Raw genomic sequence first — 18,089 nt, forward strand, 5'->3', positions numbered from 1 at the left:
CTGCCGGCCTCCCCATCGGCGAAAGTGCGTTGCGATCTTCGCGCCCCGCGCTTTCAGTTCTTGTTTTCGCATGTCGTCATCGCAAACCGCTGCACGATCTTGCGCGACATGCGCTGGGTCAGATCGTCCAGCCGCCGTCGATGGCGATCGCCTGGCCCGAGGTGTAGGTCGCGCCGGCGAGGTAGACGGCGAGGTCGGCAATCTCTTCCGGCGAGCCGAGCCGGCCCATCGGCTGGCGGGCGATGAAGGCGGCGCGGGCCGCATCGTAGTCGCCGCCGGCGCGCATCCGGTCCTGCAGCGACGGACTTTCCACCGTGCCTGGGCAGATGGCGTTGCAGCGGATGCCGTCGGCGACATAATCGGCGGCGACGGATTTGGTGAGGCCGATCACAGCCGCCTTGGTGACGCCATAGGCGAAGCGGTTCGGCACGCCCTTGATGCTGGAGGCGACCGAGGCCATGTTGATGATCGCCCCGTCCTTGCGCGCGAGCATGCCAGGCAGCACGGCCCGGATGGTGCGGATCATCGCCTTGACGTTGAGGTCGAGGGCGAATTCGAGATCGGCATCCTTCATCTCCAGGATCGATCCGGCATGGACGAAGCCGGCGCAGTTGAACAGCACGTCGACCGCGCCGATCTCGGCGACGAGGGCCTTGACCGCATCGTCTTCGAGCACGTTCAGCTTGTGGGTCGAAACGCCGGTTTCGGCCGCCAGCGTCGCCAGCGCCTCGGTGTTGATATCGGTGGCGTGGACCTTGGCGCCGTTCGCGGCAAAGGCTGCCGCCGTTGCCCGGCCGATGCCCTGGCCGGCGGCGGTGATGAGAACGGTCTTGCCGGAAAGTCTGTTTGTCATGTCACGGGCCTTTTCTGGAATTGTCTGCGCGGGCGGTGCGTATAGTCATATCTTGGCGAAGGCCGGGCTGAGATGGAATAGCTTGTCCGTCAGCGCCTGCCATTTTCCCTCTTTGCGCGTTGCGGCCCGCCTGAAGCGAGGCACGATACCGGGCTTCTCGTCGGTTCCGTCGAGCAGCTGTCTTCAGCAATAATTTGTCTGTTTATAGACAAACAGACGATTGGCCAAGGGTCAAGCGCGAAGTTTTGCTTTTCCGGCCGCGGTTCTGCGTATATGCAGATTAATATTCACAGGAGGATGGAATGGAGCCCGACGAGTCAGACCGCTACCGCGCTCCTGCCCTCGACAAGGGCCTCGACATCCTGGAACTGCTGGCCGGCGTCGACAGCGGCCTTACCCAGGCGGAAATCGCCAAGCGGCTCGACCGCAGCCCCAACGAATTCTATCGCATGCTCGACCGCTTGGTGCGTCGCGGCTACGTCACCCGGCTGGACGGCGATCGTTATTCGCTGACGCTGAAGCTTTTCGGGCTTGCGCAGCTGCATGCGCCGGTGCGACGGCTCGCCTCCTACGCCACGCCGCTGATGCGCGATCTCGCCCAGCGCGCGCGTCAGGCCAATCACCTGGCCGTTTTCGATCGCGGCGCCGCCGTTGTCATCGCCCAGCAGGAGGCGCCGGATTATTGGGGATTCTCGATCCGCATCGGCGCTCATATCAGCCTGTTCGACACTGGTTCGGGGCATGTGCTGCTCGCCTTTCGCGGTAACGAGGAGCGGGAGATGATGATATCGGAACATGTGCGCAACCGCGCCGATATCGAGCTCGGCGCCGAATTCTACGATCGCCTCGATCAGATCCGCGAGCGTGGCTACGAAATGATGGCGAGCGCCCAGACCTCCGGCGTCTACAATCTGTCGGCGCCGGTTCTCGGGCCGGATCGGCGCTGCATTGCCGCGCTGACCTGTCCTTTCATCGCGCTCGTCAATGCACCGTCGGCCCCCGACATCACGCAGACGATCACGCTGGTGCAGAAGACCGCCGCCGAACTCTCGCAGCTTGCCGGCGCCGACGTCATCATCCCGGCCTGAGCTCGGGAATTTTTATTTGAACAATCCATTCACCAGAGATAGGTTGCCGCAAGCCAGCCTTGGAGGAACCCGTGCTCATCGACACCCATCTGCATATCATCGATCGGTCGGCGCTCCCCTACCCCTGGCTCTCCGGCGTGCCTGCGCTCGACCAGGATTTTCTCTACGAGACCTATGCAGCCGAAGCGCGCCGCTGCGGCATCACCACGGCGCTGCATATGGAAGTCGATGTCGATCCGGCTGCCATGCAGGCAGAGACCGACCACATTGCCGGCATCGCCCAAAAGCCCGGCAGCCTGATTGCCGGCGCCATCGTTTCCTGCCGGCCGGAAGATGAAGGCTTTGCCGCCTATCTCGAGCGGCAGAAGACCAATCCCTTCGTCAAGGGATTTCGCCGCGTGCTGCATGTCGTGGCCGACGACGTCTCGGAAGGCGCGCTGTTTCGCGAAAACATCAGGCGCATCGGCGGCAGCGGCCTGACCTTCGACCTCTGCACGTTGCCGCATCAGGCCGGACGCGTCGCCGCCCTCGTCGATCTTGCGCCGGACGTCCAGTTCGTGCTCGACCATTGCGGCGTGCCCGATATCCGCTCGGACGCCTTTCAGCCGTGGAAGGCCGGCATATCGGAGATCGCCCGGCGGCCGAACGTCATCTGCAAGATTTCCGGCGTCGTCGCCTATGCCGATGCCGAGACGTGGACGGCGCAGACGCTGCGGCCCTATATCGAACATGTCATTGCAAGTTTCGGCTGGGACCGGGTCGTCTGGGGCAGCGATTGGCCGGTCTGCACGCTCGGCGGCGGCCTTTCCACCTGGGTCGCGGCGACCCATGCCGCGCTCTCCGGCAGCAGCGAGGCGGAGCGTTCGAAGCTGCTCTTCGCCAATGCCCGACGGCTCTGGTCACTCTGACGCGGCTTTTACCGGCTACTCCGGCAGACCGGCGGCCCGCAGCGCGTCCCCAAGGCATTTCGCGAGCGCCGGCGCGCAGTCGACGCTGGCGAACTGGCGACCGAAGCGGAACGTCGGATGCAGCTCGACGACCCGCGCGGCAGCCGCCCTCGCTTCCGCCGGCCGGCCGAGCTTGGCGAGCGCGGCGGCCAGTTGTACATGCGTGATGCTATGTGCCGGATTGGCTTGAACAGACCGGTAGGCGGCGAGACAGGCTTCATCATAGCGGCCACCCAGCAAATGGCTCATCGCCTGCGCATCGAAGGCGGCAAAGGCCCATGGGTCAAACGCGCTTAGCCGCATGCCCCGCTGCGCCTCCCCTGTCATCCGCATGCCCAACGAGAATAAGGGGGTCATGCTGCGTGGCCATCCCACGGTGTTTCTTGTCACCGGCGAGGATACCAAACACACGAGCATGTTCGACTGGACGATACCGGCCGGGTTCGTCACCGGCGTCCATATCCATCGGGTGCAGGAGGAAACCTTTTATGTGCTTGATGGCGAATGCGTCTGGCACGTCGGCGGAAAGACGATCCGCGCGACGCCGGGCACCTTCCTGTTCATTCCGCCTGGCGTGCCGCACAACATCACCAATGTCAGCGACAAGCCTGCGCGCGTGCTGATGACTCTTTCTCCACCTGGGCACGAACATTATTTCGAAGCGCTCGCCACGCTCGCTGCCCAGGATTCTCCGGATCCGGCGGCGCTTGCCGACCTTCGGCGCCGCTACGACGCCGATCAGATCTCCACTCTGACAACAGGAGCGTAGGGCTCGATCGACGGTTTGCCTGGCAACGTCCGCCAGTCGCCTTTCTTGCGGGGCATAATTGCGAAATCGCACCGATTTCAGGGTAATTAATTCGAAATATTACAGCGCCTTTTGTGCAGCTTTTCCGGCCCGCGGCGCTGTAATTCCCCGAGCATGCCGGCGGTCGCCACCATTGGTAGCGTCCCTCTCTCCCGGAGACTACGCCACATCCCAAAATCAGGTGATGTGTCGTCCAAAAGTACTGCTTTGGCATGCTTTTTGCTCCTGTTAATATGAAGCAAGGTGATGTTTCGGTTTGGGACGACTTACAGCCGGGCAATTGCTAGCTTTGTGTAACTCAGGTAAAAGTTGTCAGACACGGATATGGCGAATAACCTCATCTCCGTGTCCTCAGGAGGGAAAACAAAATGAAAGAAGAACCGCATGCAGTGGATGTTCATGTCGGGAAGACCATCCGCATACAGCGTCTGCTGCGGAAAGTTTCGCAGACCGAATTGGGCGATCGCGTCGGCGTGACATTCCAACAGATTCAAAAATACGAAAAAGGCTCCAATCGCGTTTCCGCCAGCATGCTGGTTGAAATCGCCGGCGCGCTGAAGGTCGACGTCAGGACGTTCTTCGACGACCTGTCCACGCCTGATACGGCCAACGACAACCCCGCTCCCAGCGAGGAATTCGTTATTTCGCGCGAGGGCGTCCTTCTCAACGCCGCGTTCTTCTCGATCAAGAACGAAGCGCTTCGCAAGAAGATCCTGAAGCTCGTCCAGGCAATCGCCCACACCGAACAGATGGACGGTGAAGCGGCCGAATAGGCCGGATCTCCTTCACGCGATCCCACCGGACTGCATGAAGGTCAATGGCGATCAATCAGGATCAGATTTTCGCTGGCGTCCTTCATTGCGATCTTGGCCTTGCTGCCGAGCAGTTTCTCGAGGTTGACGTCTAGCTCCCTGTCCGGATCTATGCCGTCCCAATCGATGACGACCTGCAGCAGCGCCATGTTCGTCAGGTGCATCAGGTTGCGCAGCTGAAGCTTTTCAGCCTCCTCCTTGGCTGCCGACAGCAGCCGGAAGATCCTTGCGTATTCGCTGCCTGTGCCTTCGTTATGCTGTTCAAACATTGTCCCGCCCCTTTGGCCATGAAGGCCTCAGATTCCATCACCGCTGCATCTTTTCGCCGTGACCGTTATACAAGCGTTACAGCAGTCACATTGCGCGTGACTTCGGCGTGCAAAAGCTCCCAGTGAGAGGTCGCGGCAAAGTGCCAGTCACGGTCGACGGGCATGAATTCGTCACGGTTCAGCCATTCCAGCACCAGCCGCGCGTCGTCCCGCTTGCGTTCGACCCGGTTCTTGCGCAGGGCGGCGAGGAGATAGTCGCGGCGCGCCTTGCGGAAATGGCATTCGTCCACCACCCTGGCATAGGTCCGCTCGGAGAAATGCAGGAAGCGACCGGAGAGCAGCAGTTTCTTGCGCTCGCCCGACGAAATCTCTCCGCCAGCATGAAGGGCGTTGATCGTCGGCTCGAAATCGACCCAGGGCACCGAAAGCGGTAGCCAGCCGAGCGCCTGCGGCGCATGCACCAGCGCCACGGCCTCGTCATCGAGCAACCGCCCGGACTGGTAATCTTCGAAGATCGAGCCGAGCCCGACCATGCCGAAAGGCGCGCATTCGGCCGCCCGCAATGCGCCCATGCTGGCGCCGCCGGCAACGGCGACATCCTGTTCGAGCGCGTAGAGAATTTCCTTGTGCCAGACCGAAGGCAGATCGCCGAAATAGCCGTCGACCAGACCGATCGCCGTGGCGCCGTCCTCCACCGCTTTGAGAATGTCGCCGCAGGCGGCCGGCGGCCGGAAATCGATACAGGGGGACATGTTTCTCGCTGTGGCAAGGCCGCTACCAAGGCTCGGACCGACGAACAGAACCTTCATGATTGGGCTCCTCTCATGGTGTTTACGGCGCGCAGGCCGAGCTGGATGTACTGACCTGATATATCCACCTCGAGGCCCGGTACGATCACCCTGACGACGGAGACCGGCAGGGCCTGATGTTGCGGAAACGGGACGACGACGATCTGCTCGATGCCGGTCGCCGTCAGCCGGTCGGCAATATGGCCGATGGTCTCCTGGATGGTTGCGGGACGGCGATGGCGGGGCTGGAAGGCGCGCATTCGGCCATCGCCCGCGCAGAGTTCGACCACCTGCTGCATCGCCGCACTCTTGTCGAGCCGCTGGTAGATGCGCGGCGAGAAATCATCGCGGCTGCCGGCGATCGCCGTCAGTCGGCTCTGCGCCGCTTCGGTGATGGCGCGCAGCGCGGCACGCACGGGATCAGGATGGCAGCCGCAGCCGCCGCAGACATGGGTCCAGCGCGCATCGACGCGATCGGACAGATTGCCGGGCATGATCACGGCCAGAAAGGCGGGGACGCCGATATCCGTGGTCATGTCGAGCAGCAGCAGGCGCATGCCGGCGCGCGAAATCCGGTCGGTCATGACATCGATGACCGCATCGCTGAACGAGGCGGGGTCGATGCGGCTTTCCTTGAGGCGCTGCGGCGATTTCAGCTGGGTCAGGGCCCAGGCGTCGCGCTCCACCAGCTCGCAAAGCCCGTGCAGGACCGCTTCGGACGGCGTGTTACCGGAGGCGAGCCCATCACTCGACTGCTCGAAGCCCGACGGCCGCTCGCCGCGATGGTCGAGGCCGACGAGCCACCAGGGGACGAAGACGCTGCTGCCGGAGAGGATGTCGAGCCCGGAGCACCAGGGGATGGCGCCGCCGCCGATGTCATCGGGCGCGCAGCGCGCAACATTGTCGAGATCGATCATGGCGGCACCTTCCGCCCGCATGCTGTCGACGGTCGCCCGTGTCAGATCGGCTGGCGCAATTTCCGCGATCCGCGTCTCGATCGCCTCCATGGCCGCCGATGCCATGGCGGCCTCATTGTCGATGCCTTTGCCCTGGAAGACCGAAAGCGTATGGCTGTTCGGCCTCGTCGCGAAGGCGACGGGAATGTTCAGCACGTCGAGGGCGGTCAGCAGGCCGATGCGGGTAATGCCGAATTCGCGCAGATGCGGCCTGACGGCGGCCAATGTCTGCGCCGGCGTGACCGCGCGGTCATGATAGTCGCTGACGCCGGCCGATGATCGTTCGAGGTCATCGGCTAGCGTTTCAAGGTCGGCGAAAGCGGACATACCGATCTCGTCCCTATCGGAACCTCAGCGCATGCGTCAGGCTCTCAAGCGCATTGGCAGAAACGTTGAGTTGGTCCTGCTTCAGGGCTGCTTTGGCCGCTGCGGAAAAGCGCAAGGACTGTGTCTGAGCATTGGTTTCAGCGTTCGTCTGCATGTTCATCTCCAATTGGCTGGACGGCGCGTTGCTGCCGTTAACCATCGGAGAGAAACATTGTCCGCGTCATTTAAGCGTTACAGGCTTCGTTAAAAGGCCGTGCAATTAAGGAAGACCGGCCAATTGTAGGCCTTTTATCAACGGTTCCGTAAAGGCGGGATCGCGATCGGGGACGAAATGGCGAATATCTTCACTGCGGAAATCGGGGAAGTTTTCGAGCACCACGCGGGCGTAATTGCCGGCCTTCCCCTTTTCGCCTGCCATGGCATGGGAGGCGGCGAGCAGGCGAGCGGTCGCCTGCTTGGTCTTTACCGGCTCCAGCGCCTTGATTGCCTTTTCATATTCTTCACGCATGAAGTGGATGCCGCCGAGGTTCCAGTAATAATAGTCCGGCGGCAACGGATTGAGCTTGAAGGCCGCGCGGCTGAGCTCCAGTGCGCGATCGAAATCGCCGTCATGGGAGAGGGCATCGGCATAATCGGCGAGGATGTCGGCATCGTTGGGATTGAGATCCTGGGCCTGCTGGAAGTATTCCAGGCTCTCGTCGAAACGGCGCCGGTACAGCGCCACGAAGCCGAGCTCGCGGAAGGCCCGGCCGCTATTCGGGTCGGACTGCTGGGCGAGCCGCGCGGCGCCATTCGCCTCGTCGAGCAGATCCGTGTCCTGCATGCCGCGGATCAGCCATTCCATGCCGAGCGCGCGCGACACGCCGGCATGGGCGGCCGAGAAGTGTTCATAACGATTGAGCGAGGATTTGAACCATTTGCGCGCCTGGCGCAGATGCTGCAGATCGGTCTGGGCGATCAGCCGCTTGCCTTCGAGATACAGACGGTAGGCCGATGGCGGCGCATCACCGATCGGCATCGCCAGTTCGTGGCGCTCGATCGTGTCGGCGAGCGAGGAAACGATCCGCCGTGTCAGATGCGCGAAGGATTCGCTGATCTTTTGCATGACCAGCGGCAGTTCTAAGGCCCAGATCACCTCCGACGTCGTCGTCCGCGTCAGCCGGCAGGTCGCATAGACATCCTCGTCACGGCCCTGGATGGTAACATAGACCGCATAATCGAAGCTGAGATCGAGCGGGCCGGGGACGGCGCGCGCCGGATCGACCGCGCGGCTGAGGATCTCGAGGCTCGTATGGGCCGCGATCACCTTGAAGCCGCGCTGCTGGCTGAGACCGATGGTGACATCTTCGAGAAGCGCCCGGCCGACGCGCTCCATCAGCGGATCGGTAAAAATACTTTCAGGCGGCAGGATGATGATCCGCGGCTCGCCGAGTGGACCGGCGAAGCCACCGAGCGTCGAAGAAGGGCGCTCGACCGCGGCCTGTGCGGCCGGGGTCAGGCCGAGTTCGCGGGCAAGCGCGGTGGTGCTTTCTTCCGGTTCGGTGTCGAAGTCGTCCTTCAGCTGGCTCTTGCACTTCAGATAGGCCTGACGAGCCGCGGCCGGATCGTTCATCCTGACATAGAGGCGCATCAGGGCGCGATAAGCCGTCTCGCTGGCTGGGTCGAGTTCCAGCAGCCGCCGGGCAAAGGCGACCTGTTCTTCGTCCGATCTGTCTTCGGCGGTCTCGACCAGCCGGGTGAGATGGGCGGCACGCAATTCGTCGACACGCTGGCGCTCGAAGGTCAGCCAGTCCTCCGCCCCCTGGGTCGGCGACTTGGCGCCTTCAAGCAGTTCGCCATTCAAGATGCCGATGTCCTCTGCTGCGAGCGGCCCCCGCTGCTTCAGCAAATGAACGTCGACTTCCCAGCCGTCGGCAAGCCCGATATGGGTTCGGGTCGCCGCCAGCAGCGGCGGAAGGTCGGCGGGAATGCTCTGCTCGATACGCGCCAGGAGTTGGCGCAGACTGCCGGCGCGCTTTTCCGGCAATTCCGATTGCCAGAGCTGACGCCTGACGGTCTCGCGGTCGAGTTCGAGATTGGCTTCGGCGGCGAGCATGGCGAGGAGAAAATAAGACTTCTCCGGCAAGGAGAGTTCCCTCCCCGCTGCCAGCAGTCGCGGCCTTCCGAGCAGGCAGAGCCTATTCGTCGGCATCTGTCCGGATGTCCGTTGCATCCCGCTTCTCACCCCTGAAAGCCAAGCGCGCGTGCGCACCCGCAGGTACATGTTAGAGCCATATGCGGTCCGCGCATAGCGGTATTGCTATCGAAAAACGAATTTTTCGTCGAATATTTGTATTTTTTTCGCGTCGGCCGACAGGAAATGCTTGCCAACACTTTGTAGGCGACGCGGATTGCCTTGCGTTATTTCAGGCGGGCGAGGCTTGCTGGCCGGCAATTCAGCAGACACAGCCGAGGGTTCACAGCGCTGATGCGACGCGTTTGGCGCGAGTTTCCGCCGCGGTTGCGGCCGCGACGAAATCGAGGCCGATATCCAGCACCGGCGCGCTGTGCGTCAGCCAGCCGACGGAAATCAGGTCGACACCGGAAGCCGCGATGGCCGCGGCCGTTGCCGGCATCACCCGGCCGGATGCCTCGGTGATGGCCCGGCCGGCGACGATGGCGACCGCCTCGCGCAGCTGATCCGGCGTCATATTGTCGAGCAGGACGGCATCGACGCCTGTTTCCATCGCTTCATGCAGCTGATCGAGCCGGTCCACTTCGACCTCGACCTTCACCAGATGGCCGACGCCGGCCCGGGCCCGGCGGATCGCCTCGGCAACGCCGCCTGATATCGCCACGTGATTGTCCTTGATCAGCACCGCGTCATAAAGTGCGAAACGGTGGTTCATGCCGCCGCCGGCCCGCACCGCGTATTTTTCCAGCGCCCTCAACCCCGGGGTCGTCTTGCGCGTGCAGGCGACAGACGCTTTGCTGCCGCTGATGGCGGCGGCAATCTCTGCCGTCACGGTGGCAATGCCGGAGAGATGGCCGAGGAAATTCAGCGCGGTGCGCTCGGCGGTGAGCAGGCCGCGCGACGGACCCTCGATCGTGGCGATGACGTCGCCTGTTTTGACCGCGTCGCCATCCTCGATATGGCGTCGCATGACGATCTCGGGATCAACGAGGGTGAAGGCGAGCTCGGCCGCGTCGAGACCGGCGATCACGCCCGGCTGACGGGCGGCCATCATCATCGTCGAGCGATGCTCGCCGGGGATGACCGCTGCCGAGGTGATGTCGCCGGCAAGGCCGAGATCCTCGAGCAATGCCGCCCGCACCAGCGGCTCGACGATCAGGCGCGGAAGGGGAGTAAGGCTCATCTCAGGCACTCCTGGCAAGGGCATAGGACGGTGTTGCACGGGCGATCTCCAGCGCCTCGGACAGACGCATCCGACGACGCTTGATATCGGCGAGCTTCAGCGGAAAATCGGTGCGGGCATGGGCGCCGCGCGATTCCATCCGCAGACCGGCAAAGACGGCGATCAGAAGCGCGACGATGGCCGGATCGGCGGCCGGGCCGTCAATTTCGGCAAGCGGCAGCAGGGCGGCAATCGCGTCCTGCACCGCGCCGCCATTGCGCAGCACGCCGAGATGGCGCGAGACGACCGGCCGGACCAGCGATGCGTCGGCCGGCGCCGGCAGCCTTTCGGATTGGAAGGGACTGCCGGTTCGTGCCGGCATTCCCGCTATGTCGCGCGCCGCCCGCATGCCCATGACCGCCGCTTCCAGCAGCGAATTGCTGGCCAGCCGGTTTGCGCCGTGCAGGCCGGTCGAGGCCGCCTCCCCGGCAACCCAGAGGCCGGGAACGGAGCTGCGGCTATTGGCATCGGTTGCGACGCCGCCCATGTGGTAGTGAACGGCCGGGCGCACCGGAATGAGCTCTTTCGCCGGATCGATTCCGGCTTCGCCGCAAAGGGCTGCGATCACAGGGAAGCGTGTAGCGAACCGGCTGCCGAGCGCGTCGCGGGCATCGAGGAAGACCCTGCCGCCGCGGGCGATCTCGGCACTGATGGCGCGCGCAACCACATCGCGCGGCGCAAGCTCGGCGCCCGGGATTCGGGCCATGAACCGTTCGCCGCTTTCATTGACGAGCAGAGCCCCCTCGCCGCGCACCGCCTCGCTGACCAGGGCCAAGGGCCTGCGGCGAGAATCGAGCGCCGTCGGATGGAACTGGACGAATTCCATGTCGGCAAGGTCGGCACCCGCCCGTGCCGCGAGCGCAATCCCCTGGCCGAAATTGCCGATCGGATTGGTGGTCGCATCATAAAGGCCGCCGATACCGCCAGTGGCCAGCACCACCTTCGCGGTCGGCAGGATGGCAGTCCCATCCGCGGTCGCGCAGAGCAGGCCGGCGACCCCTTCTCCGTCCATCAGAATCCGCCGCGCTTCGAAGCCTTCGAGCACTGAAATGGCAGGCGACTGCGCCACGGCCCGTACCAATGGGGCGATGATTGCCGCACCCGAACCATCGCCTTCGGCATGGACGATGCGGCGGCGGTTATGAGCCGCCTCCAATCCGAGTGAGAATTCTCCCTTCGCATTGCGGTCGAAGCGCACGCCGGCCTGTTCCAGTGCGGCAATTGCCGCCGGCGCCTCGGCAATGATGCCGGCCGCGACGGTCCGGTCGCAGAGCCCGTCGCCGGCCGCAAGCGTATCGGAAAGATGCAGCGCCGCACTATCATCGGCGCCGATGCTGGCGGCAATGCCGCCCTGCGCCCAGGCGCTTGAGGTCTGTGTGCCGAGGGCGGCGCGGGTGACGATGACGGAGGGTTCCGGCGCCAGCGTCAGTGCCGTCATCAGCCCGGCCAGGCCGCTGCCGACGATGACGGTGCGCCCGGCAAGATGATCGAGACGTTCGCTCATATCGCCAGCATCCTTTCGACGGCGCGCCGCGCCGCTGCGGCGATTGCCGGATCGACCGTCACTTCATGGCGGTTTTCCTGAAGTGCGGCGCGAATATTGGCGAGGGTGATCCGCTTCATATGCGGGCAGAGATTGCAGGGCCGGATGAACTCGACATCAGGATGGTGCACGGCGACGTTGTCGCTCATCGAGCATTCGGTCAGCAGCACGACGCGGGCCGGTTTCCGGCTGCCGACATAGTCCGACATCACGGCGGTGGAGCCGGCGAAATCGGCCTCGGCCACGACGTCGGGCGGGCATTCCGGATGGGCGAGCACCGTCACGCCGGGGTGATTTTCGCGCAGCTGGCGGACATCGTCGGCGGTGAAAAGTTCATGCACCTCGCAATGCCCATGCCAGGCGATGATCTCGACGTCGGTTTCGCGGGCAACATTGCGGGCGAGATATTCGTCCGGGATCATCAGCACCTTCGGCACGCCGAGCGATTCCACCACCTGCTTGGCATTGCCGGAGGTGCAGCAGATGTCGGAGGCGGCCTTCACCGCGGCGGAAGTATTGACATAGGTGACGATAGGCACGCCGGGATGGGCCTGGCGCAGCAGCGCGATGTCCTCCGGCGTGATCGAATCCGCCAGCGAACAACCGGCGCCGAGATCCGGGATCAGCACGGTTTTCTCCGGATTCAAGAGCTTGGCCGTCTCGGCCATGAAATGCACGCCGGCCAGCACGATGACATCGGCATCGACCTCGATCGCTTTGCGGGCGAGCGCCAGGCTGTCGCCGACGATATCGGCGACACCGTGAAAGATTTCCGGCGTCTGATAATTATGGGCGAGAATGACGGCATTGCGCCGGCGCTTGAGGTCGAGGATGGCGTCGACATCGTTCTCGAACGACATCCATTCGGCTTTGGGAATGACGCGGCTGACGCGCTCATAGAGCGAGGATGCGGAAACAGGATGGTTCATGGCCGGCTCCTAATTATACTCTATCTGAGCATATCGTGAGCAAAGAGATATTCTCGTCCTGAGCATATGTCAATTGCGGGAGAGCGGTAATTTCGTTCCGGCGAGCGCCCGTTCCTCGAGCACGGTGTGGCGGAAGCGGAAAAGCTTGGCCGGCCGGCCGCCGGTTTCGCTTTCCGTGCCGCCGGTTTCCTCGACCAATTCCTGCTGTTCGATCAGGCGGCGGAAGTTCTGCTTGTGCAATGTCAGCCCGGCGAGCGCCTCGATGGTACGCTGCAGCCGCAGAAGCGTGAAACTCTCCGGCATCAGCTCGAAGACAACAGGGCGGTATTTGATCTTGGCGCGCAGCCTGGCGATACCGGTCGCGAGAATCCGGCGATGGTCGGCAAACATCGCCCGGCCGAGATTGGCCTCGGCAGAACATCCGGCTTCGGCCACAAGCCCGGCTTCATAGAGCAGTTCGTAGCGTTGCAGGGCGAGATCCTCGTTCCAGCCGCCGCCGTCGAGGCCGAAGGTGAAATCGGCGCGGCGATGGCGCAGGTCGCGCCGGGCCGGATCGGCATCGGCCCAGCTCTTCAGACGCGTCATGATCTCGCCGAGCACGGCCGGGCGGCCGTGCCGGTGGTCTTCCCAGGGAAAATAGTCGTACCAGCCGTGCCAGCCCGGCCGGCCGGCGCCGGCCTGCTCGTTGACGAGGCCGAGATAGCTGATCGAGATCGTCCGGCCGCCGGGAATGTCATTGTTCCGGTCGCGGTCGGCGAAGGTGTAGAGCTGCTCGAGATAGCCGACCGGATGTTCCGTCTGCTCCTGCACCCATTCGCGCAGGCCCGATTGCAGGGTGCGATGGCCCATTTCGAACGGGCCGGACGGCAGCGCATTGCCGGAACGGATCGTCAGCACACGCGGCTCATCCCCCGTCACCGCGACGAGCACTGCAATCAATTCCGCATGCGCAAAGCCGATCGTCACAGGGGGCCGAATACTCCGTTCCGAATGGGCCATTCCTGACACAGGCCGGGACGGAAGCCAATGGCGCGCCGATGAGTTCGGGGTGATGCCCACACCATCCTCATTTGCCGAGTCCGGTGGCCAGCCTCGCCCTTTGAGGCTTCGCCCTGTGGGCTACGCGCCTCAGAGCCTGTGAATGTTTGTAGCGGAGGCGATTGGATTGTGATTCTGTTTGGTCGTTGATTTGCTTGGGGGATGATGGTGGGCGACGACCTGTTCGAAGGATTGCCGGTGCATGGAGCGCGGCGCAGTGCTCAGGTGGGACGCGGAGCGGCGCGCATGCGTGAGCCGGTGCGCGATCAGATCGAGTTGCGTGCCGTCGATATCGACAGCTTGATCGGCCAGGATCACGCGGTGCGCGTCATTTGGAGCTATGTCGAGGGGCTGGATCTGAGCGCGCTTGAAGGTCGGATCAAAGCGCGCGAGCACCGGCCGGGCCATCCGCCGATTTCGCCACGGCTTTTGCTGGCGCTGTGGCTCTATGCCAGCAGCGACGGTGTAGGCAGCGCGCGGGCTCTGGAACGGCTGTGCGAGAGCCACGACGTCTATCGCTGGCTGTGCGGCGGTGTCTCGGTGAACTATCACACGCTGTCGGATTTTCGGGTTGGTTGCGCCGATCTGCTCGACCGGCTGCTGGCCGAGCATCTGGCGGCGCTTGCCGATGCCGGCCTCGTCACTCTCGACAGTCTGGCGCAGGATGGCGTGCGGATCCGGGCGAGCGCGGGGGCCGCCTCGTTCGGCCGCAAGGCGAAGCTTGATCGACATCTTTCGATTGCCGAGGCGGTTGTGGATCAGCTCAAGCACGAGGTTGATGCGCGTTCGGATGCCAGCACTCGGCGTATCAAAGCGGCCAGGGAACGAGCGGCGCGCGAGCGTGGTGAGCGGGTCAGAGCAGCCCAGGTCGCTCTTGACGAGATCCAGCGCCAGCGTCAGGCGCGCGAAGAAAAGCGCGGCAATGGCAAAAAGCCGAAGGAGCCGCGCGCCTCCAGCACGGATGCACAGGCGCGGGTGATGAAGATGGCCGACGGCGGCTTCCGTCCGGGTTATAATGTGCAGGTTGCGAGCACGGCCGGTGAGCAGTTCGTGGTCGGGCTCGAGGTGACCAATGCCGGCTCCGATCGCGGCCTCATGCGGCCGATGCTGGAGCGGTTGCGCGCGTTAAGCGGCCATCTGCCGCGGCGCTATCTCGCCGATGGCGGCTTTGGCAGCGCTGAAGATATCGAGTGGGCGCACGGCGAAGGGGTTGAGGTCTTTTGTCCGCCCACTCAGTCCAAGCACGGAACCGATCCCTTCTTGCCGCGGCGCGGCGACGGTCCGGGTGTGTCGACCTGGCGGGCCCGCATGGCAAGCGAGGCGGGCAAGGCTCAGTACAAACCCCGATCGATCTGCGAATGCATCCATGCCCGCTGGCGCAACTGGAATCTGCGACAATTGACGGTCCGCGGTATCGAAAAGGTCCGTGCCGTCGTGCTCTGCTACGCACTCACCAACAATATCTTGCAAGGCCGTCGGCTTGCCAATGGATAGCTAGTGCCATCACCCAAACGCCAACTAGCGACCATCCGCACGCACCGCGCAATCGTCTAACGTTCGATTGCATCGGTCAGCCAAGACCGGCCAGAACCGCACCAACTCAAAAGCTTCACAAGCTCTCAGGATGAGGCTGGAGAGAGGGCACGTCGGCATATGGCCCTTCGCTTGCCCAGCGCATTCGCGGCTTCGCCGCTCGCCCCCTCATCTGCCTGCCGGCATCTTCTCCCCGCTGGGGAGAAGGGGAATCGTGGCAATGCCTCGTTCCTTTGAGGCCAAGGAATGACGATCGTGCAGCTTGCTCCCCTTCTCCTCAGCGGGGAGAAGATGCCCGTAGGGCAGATGAGGGGGTGAGGAGCGTCAGCGACGAACGCCTTGAGCGGCAAGCGAAAGGCATCTTTCAGTCCTCAGCCAGCAAATACTATAAGCTATTCCCCGTCTCGCCGTTCAGCCGATCCAGGAAAGCGTTCAATTCCGCCTCGTCGATACCGACGAGATGGCGCTTCTCCGGGTAGGCGCCGGTGCGGACATCCTCGGCGAATTCGGTGAAGGCGGCGATGCGTTCGCGCTGCAGCCGGTCGTGTTCGGCGGCGAAATTGCGGTAGACCTTGGCATGGCGCGGATAGTGGTCGCGATTGGCGCCGAGCACGTCGTCGGCGAAGAGATATTGGGCGTCGCAGCCGCTGCCGGCGCCCATGGAGATCATCAGCATCGAGGTGTTGCTGCTGATCGCGGCAGCGACATCGCCCGGCACGACTTCGATTTCGGCGGCAAAGGCGCCGGCCTCTTCCAGCGCCTTGGTCTGCCGCCAGATCTCGGCTGCACTTGCCGCCGTCTTGCCGACGGCGCGGAAGCCGCCGGTCCATGTCGCCTTCGACGGGATCAGCCCGAGATGGCCGCAGACCGGGATGCCCTCATCGCGCATGCGCCGGATCGTCTGCAGGCTGGCGGCGCAATAAACCGCGTCTCCGCCGGCCTTCAGCGCCGCAAAGGCGGCGCGCAGATAGTCTTCCGCCGAGACATGGTCGCCATATTCGAGCCCGGGAATGGCAAAGGGCGTCGGCGCAATCTCGCGGAAGACCGGGCCGAGCAGCGATGGCGGCACCGAGACGATGTCGATCCCCGCCTTTTCAGCCGCTTCCGCCTCCTCCAGCGAGGTGACGCGCAGCATGGTGAGCTGGCGCTTGCCTTTTTCCGCCAGCAGGTCGGCGACGGTCGCGCGCTTGTGTTTCTTCATCGTCAATTCCTTTGAATATATCGGGCGGCTCAGGCGGCCAGCAGGGATTTCAGTTTGATGTCGCTGGCCGCGAGTGCGGCCGGGTCCGGATGGGCACGTGCTGCGATCAGCATCTCGGCAAGGCGGATATCGCGCGCCACCGCATTGCCCGGTCCGATGCCGCTCGCGGCGATCAATCGTCCGTCGGCATCGAGATGGAACAGAATGAAGGCGCCCGCCCCGAGGTCGCGGCGCTGGTGCGTGGCCGCCCCTTCGGCAAGGCCTGCTATCTGCAGCGTCATGTCGTATTGATCCGACCAGAACCACGGCACGGCGGAGACCGCTTCGCCACGGCCGAGCATGTTGGCCGCGGCCAATGTGCCCTGCTCCTGGGCGTTGCGCCAGGATTCGAGCCGCACCCGGCGACCGCCATAGATCGGCAAAGGAAAGGAGCAGCAGTCGCCAGCCGCAAAAACATCCGGCGCCGAGGTCTGGAGATAGCTGTCGACGGCGATACCGTTTTCGATCGTCAGCCCCGCCCTTTCGGCGATCTCGACATTCGGCCGGGCGCCGATGCCGACAAGCGCGAGATCGGCTTCGATCCGCTCGCCGTTCGACAATTTGATTGTGGCCCTCCCGCCTTCCTCGCTCAGCCTCTCGATCGAGACGCCGCAGCGGATATCGACACCCTCGGCGCGGTGGCGTTCGGTCAGCAGGTGCGCGATCGCTTCCGGCACGCCGCGCTTCAGCACGCGTTCCAGCCCTTCGATGACGGTGACCTCGGCGCCGAGCCGGCGTGCGGTCGCCGCCAGTTCCAGACCGATGAAGCCGCCGCCGATGATGGCGATACTCTTCCCCGGCCGCATGGTCTCGCGCAGTGCCGTGGCATCCTGATGCGTCCTCAGCAAGCGAATATGGGGGGTGCCGTCCGGGACGCCGGGGAACGAACGCGCGGCGGCACCCGTCGCCAGCAGAAGCTTGTCATAGGGAAGCGTCGCCCCGTTAGAAAGCGTGACCGTCTTGGATTCTGTGTCGAAATCCCTGGCTTCGAGGCCGGTCAGCAGCCGGACGCCGCTGTCGCCGTATTTTTCCGCCGCGGCGATGAATTTCGGCTCGCCGGCATCGGCAATGCCGGCCTTTGACAGCGGCGGCCGCTCATAGGGATGAAGGGGTTCGGCGCCGACAAGCGTTATGTCGCCGTCAAAACCCTTTTCCCGCAGCGCGAAGGCGGCGCGGGCCCCGCATTCGCCCGCACCCAGTATCACGAAATGAGCCACGACAGCCTCCGTCAGAGCGAGATGAAGACGGTGTCGCCTTCGACCTTGACCGGATAGGTCTTGAGATTGACGCAGACCGGAGCGCCCTTGGCCTCGCCGGTCTTGTAGTCGAAGCGGCCGTTATGTTTCGGACATTCGATGATCTCGTCCATGACCAGCCCGTCGGCGAGGTGGATATGTTCGTGCGTGCAGAGCCCGTCGGTGGCGAAGAACTCGTCGTCGGGGCTGCGGTAGACCGCAAAGGTGCGCCCGCCGTGATCGAAGCGGATGACATCCTCCTCATCGATCTCGTCCTTGCCGCAGACTTCGATCCAGTTTCCGCTCATCTCAATCCTCCTCGATTTTC

At 63.7% G+C, this 18,089-nt stretch carries 19 protein-coding genes; 5 read left to right on the forward strand and 14 right to left on the reverse strand.

Annotated features, from left to right (window positions below; all coding sequences use genetic code 11):
• Nucleotides 1-118: 118 nt before the first annotated feature.
• On the reverse strand, nt 119-853 hold the full coding sequence (locus AMC88_RS25130; RefSeq protein ID WP_012490722.1) for an SDR family oxidoreductase: 735 nt from the start codon (nt 851-853) through the stop codon (nt 119-121).
• Nucleotides 854-1,155: 302 nt separating this feature from the next.
• Between AMC88_RS25130 and AMC88_RS25135 the strand changes: the two genes are divergently transcribed.
• Together AMC88_RS25135 and AMC88_RS25140 are read left to right on the forward strand one after the other, a co-directional pair.
• Nucleotides 1,156-1,941 carry an IclR family transcriptional regulator gene (locus AMC88_RS25135; protein ID WP_064826279.1) on the forward strand — a complete coding sequence of 262 codons (786 nt, stop codon included), beginning with the start codon at nt 1,156-1,158 and terminating at the stop codon, nt 1,939-1,941.
• 71 nt (nt 1,942-2,012) lie between these two features.
• Complete coding sequence (locus AMC88_RS25140; RefSeq protein WP_064826280.1) at nt 2,013-2,849, forward strand: amidohydrolase family protein; 837 nt, start codon at nt 2,013-2,015, stop codon at nt 2,847-2,849.
• Nucleotides 2,850-2,864: 15 nt separating this feature from the next.
• Here AMC88_RS25140 and AMC88_RS25145 read toward each other — a convergent pair whose 3' ends face one another.
• Entirely contained in the window at nt 2,865-3,245 is a 381-nt protein-coding gene (locus AMC88_RS25145; RefSeq protein ID WP_225880719.1) for a tetratricopeptide repeat protein, read from the reverse strand.
• Between AMC88_RS25145 and AMC88_RS25150 the strand changes: the two genes are divergently transcribed.
• On the forward strand, nt 3,190-3,657 hold the full coding sequence (locus tag AMC88_RS25150; protein WP_064826282.1) for a cupin domain-containing protein: 468 nt from the start codon (nt 3,190-3,192) through the stop codon (nt 3,655-3,657). The genes AMC88_RS25145 and AMC88_RS25150 overlap by 56 nt on opposite strands.
• 407 nt (nt 3,658-4,064) lie before the next feature.
• Nucleotides 4,065-4,469 carry a helix-turn-helix domain-containing protein gene (locus AMC88_RS25155; protein WP_004668301.1) on the forward strand — a complete coding sequence of 135 codons (405 nt, stop codon included), beginning with the start codon at nt 4,065-4,067 and terminating at the stop codon, nt 4,467-4,469.
• Nucleotides 4,470-4,510: 41 nt separating this feature from the next.
• Here the strand turns inward: AMC88_RS25155 and AMC88_RS25160 are convergent, their stop codons facing one another.
• The 9 genes from AMC88_RS25160 to AMC88_RS25195 form a co-directional block, all read right to left on the reverse strand.
• On the reverse strand, nt 4,511-4,777 hold the full coding sequence (locus tag AMC88_RS25160; protein ID WP_004668299.1) for a hypothetical protein: 267 nt from the start codon (nt 4,775-4,777) through the stop codon (nt 4,511-4,513).
• Between the two features lie 65 nt (nt 4,778-4,842).
• The gene (locus AMC88_RS25165; protein WP_012490727.1) at nt 4,843-5,586 is read right to left on the reverse strand and encodes a TfuA-like protein; all 744 of its coding nucleotides are present in this window, start codon (nt 5,584-5,586) and stop codon (nt 4,843-4,845) included.
• Entirely contained in the window at nt 5,583-6,848 is a 1,266-nt protein-coding gene (locus AMC88_RS25170; RefSeq protein ID WP_012490728.1) for a YcaO-like family protein, read from the reverse strand. The genes AMC88_RS25165 and AMC88_RS25170 overlap by 4 nt, the downstream gene beginning before the upstream one ends.
• A gap of 13 nt (nt 6,849-6,861) precedes the next feature.
• Entirely contained in the window at nt 6,862-7,002 is a 141-nt protein-coding gene (locus AMC88_RS33755; RefSeq protein ID WP_016736772.1) for a hypothetical protein, read from the reverse strand.
• 105 nt (nt 7,003-7,107) lie between these two features.
• Nucleotides 7,108-9,060, reverse strand: coding sequence for a BTAD domain-containing putative transcriptional regulator (locus AMC88_RS25175; RefSeq protein ID WP_029532006.1), 1,953 nt, complete (start codon nt 9,058-9,060; stop codon nt 7,108-7,110).
• Between the two features lie 244 nt (nt 9,061-9,304).
• Nucleotides 9,305-10,228, reverse strand: a complete 924-nt coding sequence (gene nadC / locus AMC88_RS25180) for a carboxylating nicotinate-nucleotide diphosphorylase (RefSeq protein ID WP_184328703.1) — start codon at nt 10,226-10,228, stop codon at nt 9,305-9,307.
• Nucleotides 10,206-11,747, reverse strand: coding sequence for an L-aspartate oxidase (locus AMC88_RS25185; protein WP_016736774.1), 1,542 nt, complete (start codon nt 11,745-11,747; stop codon nt 10,206-10,208). The genes nadC and AMC88_RS25185 overlap by 23 nt, the downstream gene beginning before the upstream one ends.
• Nucleotides 11,744-12,715, reverse strand: a complete 972-nt coding sequence (nadA, locus tag AMC88_RS25190; protein ID WP_064826284.1) for a quinolinate synthase NadA — start codon at nt 12,713-12,715, stop codon at nt 11,744-11,746. Before nadA ends, AMC88_RS25185 begins: the two co-directional genes overlap by 4 nt.
• A gap of 69 nt (nt 12,716-12,784) precedes the next feature.
• Entirely contained in the window at nt 12,785-13,714 is a 930-nt protein-coding gene (locus AMC88_RS25195; protein ID WP_170965729.1) for an NUDIX hydrolase, read from the reverse strand.
• A 201-nt stretch (nt 13,715-13,915) separates the two neighbouring features.
• Between AMC88_RS25195 and AMC88_RS25200 the strand changes: the two genes are divergently transcribed.
• Nucleotides 13,916-15,247, forward strand: a complete 1,332-nt coding sequence (locus AMC88_RS25200; RefSeq protein ID WP_081277729.1) for an IS1182 family transposase — start codon at nt 13,916-13,918, stop codon at nt 15,245-15,247.
• 424 nt (nt 15,248-15,671) lie between these two features.
• Here AMC88_RS25200 and AMC88_RS25205 read toward each other — a convergent pair whose 3' ends face one another.
• Genes AMC88_RS25205 through AMC88_RS25215 form a run of 3 tightly spaced genes read right to left on the reverse strand, consistent with a single transcriptional unit; the run spans nt 15,672 to nt 18,069 of the window.
• Nucleotides 15,672-16,487 (reverse strand): 3-methyl-2-oxobutanoate hydroxymethyltransferase, encoded by an 816-nt coding sequence (locus AMC88_RS25205; RefSeq protein WP_064826285.1) that lies wholly within the window; start codon nt 16,485-16,487, stop codon nt 15,672-15,674.
• A gap of 29 nt (nt 16,488-16,516) precedes the next feature.
• The gene (locus AMC88_RS25210) at nt 16,517-17,743 is read right to left on the reverse strand and encodes an NAD(P)/FAD-dependent oxidoreductase (protein WP_064826286.1); all 1,227 of its coding nucleotides are present in this window, start codon (nt 17,741-17,743) and stop codon (nt 16,517-16,519) included.
• 11 nt (nt 17,744-17,754) lie between these two features.
• The gene (locus tag AMC88_RS25215; protein ID WP_064826287.1) at nt 17,755-18,069 is read right to left on the reverse strand and encodes a MocE family 2Fe-2S type ferredoxin; all 315 of its coding nucleotides are present in this window, start codon (nt 18,067-18,069) and stop codon (nt 17,755-17,757) included.
• Nucleotides 18,070-18,089 lie beyond the last annotated feature (20 nt).

Source organism: Rhizobium phaseoli (genome assembly GCF_001664385.1).
Taxonomy (GTDB): domain Bacteria; phylum Pseudomonadota; class Alphaproteobacteria; order Rhizobiales; family Rhizobiaceae; genus Rhizobium; species Rhizobium phaseoli.